Annotated in this window: 8 protein-coding genes; 6 read left to right on the top strand and 2 right to left on the bottom strand. The window is 73.2% G+C overall.

Annotated elements, in window-relative coordinates:
* Positions 1-57: 57 nt before the first annotated feature.
* Both ACWEVO_RS22965 and ACWEVO_RS22960 read right to left on the bottom strand, forming a co-directional pair.
* Positions 58-1,242 carry an FAD-dependent monooxygenase gene (locus ACWEVO_RS22965; protein WP_452309585.1) on the bottom strand — a complete coding sequence of 395 codons (1,185 nt, stop codon included), beginning with the start codon at positions 1,240-1,242 and terminating at the stop codon, positions 58-60.
* A gap of 167 nt (positions 1,243-1,409) precedes the next feature.
* Entirely contained in the window at positions 1,410-2,042 is a 633-nt protein-coding gene (locus ACWEVO_RS22960) for a PadR family transcriptional regulator (protein ID WP_452309584.1), read from the bottom strand.
* 115 nt (positions 2,043-2,157) lie between these two features.
* On the opposite strand from ACWEVO_RS22960, the gene nadD reads away from it, so the two are divergent.
* The 6 genes from nadD (at position 2,158) to ACWEVO_RS22930 (ending at position 6,327) form a co-directional block, all read left to right on the top strand.
* The gene (gene nadD / locus ACWEVO_RS22955; protein ID WP_452309583.1) at positions 2,158-2,754 is read left to right on the top strand and encodes a nicotinate-nucleotide adenylyltransferase; all 597 of its coding nucleotides are present in this window, start codon (positions 2,158-2,160) and stop codon (positions 2,752-2,754) included.
* 110 nt (positions 2,755-2,864) lie between these two features.
* Positions 2,865-3,269, top strand: coding sequence for a ribosome silencing factor (gene rsfS / locus ACWEVO_RS22950; RefSeq protein WP_091197022.1), 405 nt, complete (start codon positions 2,865-2,867; stop codon positions 3,267-3,269).
* Positions 3,266-3,895: a histidine phosphatase family protein gene (locus ACWEVO_RS22945; protein WP_452309582.1), complete on the top strand. Its 630-nt coding sequence runs from the start codon at positions 3,266-3,268 to the stop codon at positions 3,893-3,895. The genes rsfS and ACWEVO_RS22945 overlap by 4 nt, the downstream gene beginning before the upstream one ends.
* 35 nt (positions 3,896-3,930) lie before the next feature.
* Complete coding sequence (locus ACWEVO_RS22940) at positions 3,931-4,785, top strand: DegV family protein (protein ID WP_452309581.1); 855 nt, start codon at positions 3,931-3,933, stop codon at positions 4,783-4,785.
* 4 nt (positions 4,786-4,789) lie between these two features.
* Positions 4,790-5,599, top strand: coding sequence for an SDR family NAD(P)-dependent oxidoreductase (locus ACWEVO_RS22935; protein ID WP_452309580.1), 810 nt, complete (start codon positions 4,790-4,792; stop codon positions 5,597-5,599).
* Between the two features lie 5 nt (positions 5,600-5,604).
* Positions 5,605-6,327 (top strand): alpha/beta fold hydrolase, encoded by a 723-nt coding sequence (locus tag ACWEVO_RS22930; protein ID WP_452309579.1) that lies wholly within the window; start codon positions 5,605-5,607, stop codon positions 6,325-6,327.
* Positions 6,328-7,871 lie beyond the last annotated feature (1,544 nt).

Raw genomic sequence — 7,871 nt, 5'->3', positions numbered from 1 at the left:
CTGACCGGTGGCCGGGGGTGACGCACCCGACCGGGTACGCCACCCCCGAGCGCCGGCTCAACCCACGGTCACCGGCGCATCCCAGTCGATGACGTACCGCTGCTCGGGGCCGACCGTCCTCTCCGGGTTCATGGCGGCCTTGATGAACAGCGGCATCAGCACCGGCATGATCGCCCGGGCCACCGCTCCCGGGGCCTTCGCGTGGTTGATCCGGGCCGCCCGCGCCGCCACCTTCTCCACCCGCTCGCGCCGCAGCCGCTCGTACGCCGCGAAGGCGGCCGGGACGTCGGGCAGGTCGCGCAGGCAGCGGGCCAGCTGCACGGCGCTCTCGATGGCCAGGGACGCCCCCTGACCCGAACTGTTCGAGGGGGCGTGCGCCGCGTCGCCGACCAGCACCATCCGCCCCCGGTGCCAGTGCGGGACCGGCGGCATGATGTGCAGTGAGCCCACCACCTGCAACTCCTCCGCGCTGCTGGTGCGCATCAGGTCCCCGCCCGGGTCGTCGTCGCCGTATGCCGCCCGCAGCCGCTCCAGCCACTCGCCCGGCGGTACGGCCCGGGCCTCGGTGAGGCGCAACGGCCGTTGCTGCGGCAGGTTGACCCCCCACCGGGTGCCGCCACCCGGCTCGGGCCAGTAGAGGTAGTAGCCGCCCCGGCCGAACGCGAAGGTCATCGTGCCGGGCGTCGCCGGCACCTCGTGCCGGGCCACCGCCTCGAAGCCGAGCAGCCCGGTGAACCGCGGCCCCGGCGCGTGCGGGTCGATCAGCGTACGCACCGTGGAGTGGATGCCGTCCGCGCCGATCAGCACGTCTGCGGTGGCGGTGCTGCCGTCGGCGAAGGTGGCGGTCACCCCGCCGGCCGTCTCCCGTACGCCGACCAGCCGCCTGCCGTGGGTGATGGGCACGCCCTCGGCCACGGCCCGGTCGTGCAGCACCCGGTGCAGCGCGGCGCGGTGCACCACCCGCAGCGGCGGCACCCCGGCCAGGGCGGGCAGCGGGACGTGCCGGCGGCCCATGGCCAGCGCCTGCCGGTCGATCGGGGTGGCGATGGCGGTGACCGCCTCGTCGGCGTCGACGAGGCGCAGCGCCGCGACGCCGTTGGGGGCGAGCGCGAGCGTCCCGCCGATGCCGTCGGCGGTGCTCGGGTACGCCTCGTACACGGTGGCGGTGATGCCGGCGCGGTGCAGGGCCAGCGCGGTCACCGGACCGGCGATGCCGCCGCCGATGACGATGGCTGTGCGCACTCTGGACACGGTTCCTCCCAGGGGTTGTCGGTGGTCGTCGCGTGCCGAACCCACCTGGCGGGAGCGCCGGTATCCTCGTGGTTGCCGCTCCGGGCCGGGCGCCGTCAGGTGTCGGTTCGGGGTAAGGGCCCCGGCACGGTGTTGGCGCACCGGGCCGGGGCCTTCCGTCAGGTGGTGGTGCCGCCCCCTCCCGCCGGCCCGGGCAGGCCGACCTCGTGGTAGGCCCGCCACTCGGCCAGGCCGGGGTAGCTGCCCGAGGTGAGCTCGGCCAGCAGGGAGCGGATCCAGGCGGCTTCGGCCTCCCGGATCGTCAGGTCGTACTCGTTCTCGACCAGGAAGAGGCGGGGAACCTGCCGGACGTGCTCCGCGTAGGCCGCCCGCTCCCGCCGGATCCCCGCCTCCACGGCGGCGAGCCGGTCGCGCAGCAGCGCGCCGGCCTCGTCCGGGTGGATCGCGGCGAGCACCGACAGGCCGGCCCGGAACGAGGACCGCTCGCTGGTCGGCGTGGCGACCAGCTCACGCGCCCAGTCGATCAGTTCGGCCCGGCCGTCGGCGGTGATCCGGTAGACCGTGCGTTCCGGGCGCCGGCCCTCGCGGACGCTCTCCACGGCCGCGATCAGCCCGTGCCGTTCCATGTTGCGCACGACCGTGTAGAAGGACCCCCACTTGATCCCCATGTCCTGGTCCTTGCCGCGGTCGCGGAGGGTGGTGGCCAGTTCGTACGGGTGCATCGGGCGTTCGACCAGGACGGCGAGCACGGCCAACGCCGTGAGGTTGCCGACCTTCCGTCGCCCCGCCATGCCGCTCCTCCACCTCGTGCTCGTCGACGAATACTCGTGAACGAGTATATGGCCCGGCGAGCCGCTCGCGGAAGGCCTCTCCGGGTGGTTCGGGAGCGCCGCCTACGATCGCGGGGTGGAGGAAGACATCCGGCGGGTCGGCATCATGGGCGGCACCTTCGACCCGATCCACCACGGGCACCTAGTCGCCGCCAGCGAGGTGGCCGACCGGTTCGGTCTGGACGAGGTGGTCTTCGTCCCCACCGGGCAGCCCTGGCAGAAGGCGGACGAGCCGGTCAGCTCGGCCGAGGACCGCTACCTGATGACGGTGATCGCCACCGCCTCCAACCCGCGGTTCCAGGTCAGCCGGGTCGACATCGACCGGGGCGGGCCGACCTACACCGTCGACACCCTCCGCGACCTGCACGCCGAGTACGGCCCCAAGGTCCAGCTGTTCTTCATCACCGGGGCGGACGCGCTGGAACGCATCCTGTCCTGGAAGGACCTCGACGAGGCACTGGCGCTGGCGCACTTCATCGGGGTCACCCGGCCGGGCTTCGAGCTCTCCGACAAGCACCTGCCCGCCGACACGGTCAGCCTGGTCCAGGTCCCGGCCATGGCCATCTCGTCCACCGACTGCCGGGCGCGGGTGGCCCGGGGCGAGCCGGTCTGGTACCTGGTGCCCGACGGTGTGGTGCAGTACATCGCCAAACGGCGGCTCTACCAGCGGTGATTTCGCCAGGAACGTGAGCGTTTGTCCGCGTAATCGGCCAGAACTGACAAGTCGTCGCCCCGCCGGGTGTGAGAGGCTTGGAGGGTCGCACGGTTGATCGAAGGAGAACGGTGACAGTTTCCGAACGCGCGCACGAGCTGGCGATGGCCGCGGCCCAGGCGGCGGCCGACAAGAAGGCGCAGGACATCGTCATCATCGACGTCGGCGACCAGCTCGCCATCACCGACGCGTTCGTCCTGGCCGCCGCTCCGAACGAGCGTCAGGTGCTCGCCATCGTCGACGCCATCGAGGAGCGGCTGCTGGAGCTGCCGGAGAAGGCCAAGCCGGTCCGGCGCGAGGGCGAGCGGGGCGGCCGCTGGGTGCTGCTCGACTACGTCGACATCGTGGTGCACGTGCAGCACACCGAGGAGCGCGAGTTCTACGCCCTCGACCGGCTCTGGAAGGACTGCCCGCAGATCCCGTTCGTGGACCGGGACCTCGCCGACTCCGCCGCCGGCACCGCCAGCGCCGAATGACCCGTCTGATCGTCTGGCGGCACGGCAACACCGACTGGAACGCCACCAACCGGGTCCAGGGGCAGACCGACGTACCCCTCAACGACCTCGGTCGCGAGCAGGCCCGCCTGGCCGCGCCAGTGCTGGCCGCGCTGCGCCCGGACGCCATCCTCGCCAGCGACCTGCGCCGGGCCGCCGACACCGCCGCCGCCCTCGCCGCGCTCACCGGGCTGCCGGTACGCTCCGACGCCCGGCTGCGCGAGCGGCACTTCGGCCAGTGGCAGGGCCTGACGCTCACCGAGGTGGCCGAGCGGTTCCCCGCCGAGTACGCCCGCTGGCGGGCCGGCGATCCCGATCCGGGCGCCGGCATCGAGACCCTCGACGACCTGGGCAAGCGGCTCGGCGCCGCGTTCCAGGACGCGGCCGACCTGGCGGCCGGCGGGACGGTCGTGGTGACCACCCACGGCGGCGGTGCCCGGCAGGGCCTCGGCCACCTGCTCGGCTGGGACCACGCGGTGCTGCGCACCGTCGGGTCGCTGGCCAACTGCCACTGGAGCGAGCTGCGCCACGACGACGTCCGGGGCTGGCACCTGCGGGCGCACAATGTCGGCCTCGTCACGCAGCCCGCGCCGGCCGACGCGGTCTGAGGCGCGCCGCCGCCGCATCGGCTAGCGTGCCGGGCATGCCCGTCGCGGTCGTCACCGACTCCACCGCCTACCTTCCGCCCGAGCTGGTCCACGCGCACCGGCTCACCGTCGTCCCGCTGACCGTCGTGCTCAACGGCGCGGAGGGGCTGGAGGGGATCGAGACGTTCCCGGCCGACGCCACCCGGGCGCTCAGCGGCCGGCGGGTCTCGGTGAGCACCTCCCGCCCGGCCCCCGAACAGTTCGCCGAGGTCTACCGCACGCTGCTCGCCGGTGGCGCCGACGGGGTGGTCTCGGTGCACCTGTCGGCCGAGCTCTCCGGCACCGTCGAGGCGGCCCGGCTGGCCGCCACCGAGTTCGGCGACCGGATCGCCGTGGTCGACAGCCGCTCGACCGGGATGGGCCTCGGCTTCCCGGTGCTCGCCGCCGCCGCGGCCGCCGCCGGGGGCGCGGACCTCGACGGGGTACGCCGGGCCGCGGTCGACGCGATCGACCGGACCACCATCTTCTTCTACGTGGACACGCTGGAGTTCCTGCGCCGGGGCGGCCGGATCAACGCGGCCGAGGCGCTGCTCGGCACCGCCCTCTCGGTGAAGCCGATCATGCACATGCCGGACGGTGCCATCGTGGTCCGCGACAAGGTCCGTACCGCCGGCCGGGGCGTGGCCCGCCTGGTCGACCTGGCCGTCGAGGCGGCCGGCGACGCCGAGGTCGACCTGGCGGTGCACCACCTGGCCGCGCCGCAGCGCGCCGAGCAGCTGGTGTCCGCGCTCACCGAGCGGCTCGGCGAGCGCCTGCACGACACGTACGTCACCGAGGCCGGGGCGGTGGTCGCCGCGCACGCCGGGCCGGGACTGGCCTGCGTGGTCATCCACCGGCGCCCGGCCGGGTGATCCGGTGTCGCCCGCATCCGGCACCGGGCTGACCGGTGGCGGCCGGCCTTCCTACGTGGTGACCGGTGGGGGCCGCGGCGTCGGCCGGGCGGTCGTCGAACGGCTCGCCGCCGACGGCGGGACCGTGGTCGTGGTGGAGCACGACCCGGCGGCGCTGGCCTGGCTCGCCGGCCATCCCGCCGCCGACCGGCTGCTCCCGGTGACCGGCGACGCGGGCGACGAGGCGGTCACCGGTCGGGCGGCCGACCTGGCCGAGGCCGCCGCGCCGCTGGCCGGCTGGGTCAACAACGCCGCCGTCTTCCGGGACGCGTCCCTGCACCGCGCGTCCGCCGCCGAGGTCTGCGCGCTGATCGACCGGAACCTGCGCCCCGCCGTGGTCGGCGCCGCCACCGCGGTACGCCGTTTCCTCGCCGCCGGCACCGGCGGCGCCATCGTCAACGTCTCCTCCCACCAGGCGCGCCGGGCGGTGCCGGGCGCCCTCCCGTACGCCACCGCGAAGGCCGCCGTGGAGGGGCTGACCCGGGCGCTCGCGGTGGAGTACGGCCGGCATGGCATCCGCACCAACGCGGTGGCGCTCGGCTCGATCCACACCGAGCGGCACGCCGCCTTCGTGGGCGGACTGGCACCGGTCGAGGCGGACCGGGTCGAGGCGGAACTTGCCCGGCTGCACCCGGTGGGCCGGATCGGGCGTACCGCCGAGGTGGCCGACGTGGTGGCCTTCCTGCTCTCGGCCCAGGCCGCCTTCGTCAACGGGGCGACCCTGCCGGTGGACGGGGGCCGGGCGGCGCTCGGCGTGGACCCGGAGGCACACTGAGCACTGTGGAGCAGCCGCCGATCGTGCTGGTGCACGGCACCCGGTTCGCCCGTGGCCAGTGGCAGCCGCAGTTGGCCGCCCTCGCCGCCGACTTCCCGGTGGCGGCCGTCGACCTGCCCGGGCACGGCCGCCGCTCGGCCGAACCGTGGGACCTGGACCGGGCCGCCGACCTCGTGGCCGAGGCGGTCCGCGACCTCGACGCCGGCCCGGCCGTGGTGGTCGGGCACTCGCTCGGCGGATACGTCGCCCTGCACCTCGCGCGACGGCATCCGGACCTGCTGGCCGGGCTGGTGCTGATGGGCGCCAGCGCGGCCACCACCGGGCCGCTGACCGTGCCGTACCGGCTGATGGCGGCCCTGGTGGCGCGGGTGCCCGCCGACCGGCTCACCCGGTGGAACGACCGGCTGCTGCGCCGGCTGTACCCGCCGGAGGTCGTCGACGCCACCATCGCCGACGGCTACGCCTTCCACACCCTGCCGGTCGCCTGGCGGGACCTGTTCGGCCGGTTCGACGCCGCCAGCCTCGCGGCCGTCTCCGCCCCGGTGCTCATCCTCAACGGGCAACGGGACCTGCTGTTCCGCGCCGGCGAGCGGGCGTTCGCGCGGGCCCGCCCCGGCACCCGGATCGAGCTGATCCCGAGTGCCGCGCACCTGGCCAACTTCGACGCCCCGGCCGCCGTCACCGACGCCGTACGCCGCTTCGCCCGGCAGCTCTCGCCGACCCGCTAATGCGGTGTCCACCAACGTTCGCCGGGTTGGTGCCGGGCGATCTCCTCGTACCGATCGTGTTACTTCAGGTTGTGCCTCATCGTCGGGACCCCTCTGCGCCTCAGGAGTGCATCGCACCGTCCTGGTGGCGTTGCGGCTGAACGCGGACAGGGACGGCGACCCCGTCGGGCGGCCCAGTGGTGAGCTAACAGGAGTTGTGCCGGGATCGGTCCGGGCGAGGGCCGGGGACCTTGACGAACTGGACAGCACCGATGCCCGGCCGGCGCTCGCCTACGGCATCAACGGGGATCGGCTGTCTGTCGCTGTAAGGAACTGCCGCTGTCATGGTCGGCTAAGGCGGCTCGGGTGCCAGGAGCAAGGTTGCGGACATCGAGAGTGCTCAACCAGCGCATAAGGGGACCCAGCAATCCGCTGGGGTCCTGCTTACTCGGCCGCTCATCAGTCGCGCCTACGGAACCTGTCGGGCCATCCGACGAACCGTGTGTAGAGGGCGGTCACGTCGACATCGTTGGGGTTCAGCTTCGTCAGGTCCTCGCAGGCGTCGTAGAGCATCGACCCGAGGTAGACACATAGCGCGGTGCGATCCTGGGCGTACTCGGCTTTCAGGGACAGTCGAGCGTTAGCGCACGGCCAGGGGTCGGCGCAGACTCGACACAGCCACAGAGGGCGTAGCGGCAGGTGCTCTCTAGGCATGCCTGCCGCCGATCCCTTTGTACGCCTGCCCTCGCGTGAGCAGGTTTCCCGCCCAGAGGATCTGTGTGGGTTGGTTCCAGATGGGCGGCTCGATTCGTGCGGGCGGCCCGGGGATCGGTTCGACGGGTACGGCCTGGCGCTTGTCGGGACACCTCTTCCACCTCAGGCCGCAGGAACAATCACGGCGGAACCAGCGTCGCCACACGGGCCGATGAACAGGAGCAAGCGGTATCGGTTTGAGGACCATCCGTATGGGCATGCTCCGACTCTCGCTGAGGGGTTGACGACTCGTCAAGCCCTTTGGGCGACCCTTGTTGACGAGTCGTAAAGGGCCCGGCCTGGATGGTCTGGATCGATGACCGAGGACGTTATGGCCATGGCCGAGATCGCGGCCTTCCTCGGTGTGTCCAGGCAGCGAGCCAACACCCTCGCAGACCGTGCGGACTTCCCTAAGCCGATCGCTCACCTGACGGTGGGCCGCGTGTGGGCGACAGCCGACATCAGAGCTTGGGCGGAGAAGCGTCGCAGGGAGCTTGAGGGCGAAGCCGGCTAGTCGGATTCCTCTCCTCGACTGCGGAAATACCGGACATCTGTCTAGCTGACGTACTCCGGATCGAACTCGCCATCGTGGTCGTTGCTGCTGGCCTGGTTGGGCCCGGGCTGGCCCAGAGATGGCCGCCGGGCTCTGCGTGGCCCTGGTCGGGCCAGGGCCGCCGCTGATCGCGGACGCCGCGGTCCTGGACACCGCAAGCCGGTCCCCGGACCGCCGCTGCCGGTCCCCACGAGCACGGCCGCGGTCCCGGACCGCACCAACGCGGTCCCGGACCAGGAACCGGCGGTCCCGGTCCGCC

The sequence above is a fragment of the Micromonospora sp. NPDC003776 genome (assembly GCF_053605645.1).
This window is presented reverse-complemented; position numbering and strand designations above follow the sequence as displayed.

What these genes read in the sequence shown, in the direction of transcription:
- ACWEVO_RS22940 (WP_452309581.1), top strand. Translation starts at nt 3,931, where the DNA reads ATGCCCGTCGCGGTCGTCACCGACTCCACCGCCTACCTTCCGCCCGAG.
- ACWEVO_RS22945 (WP_452309582.1), top strand. Translation starts at nt 3,266, where the DNA reads ATGACCCGTCTGATCGTCTGGCGGCACGGCAACACCGACTGGAACGCC.
- ACWEVO_RS22960 (WP_452309584.1), bottom strand. Translation starts at nt 2,042, where the DNA reads ATGGCGGGGCGACGGAAGGTCGGCAACCTCACGGCGTTGGCCGTGCTC.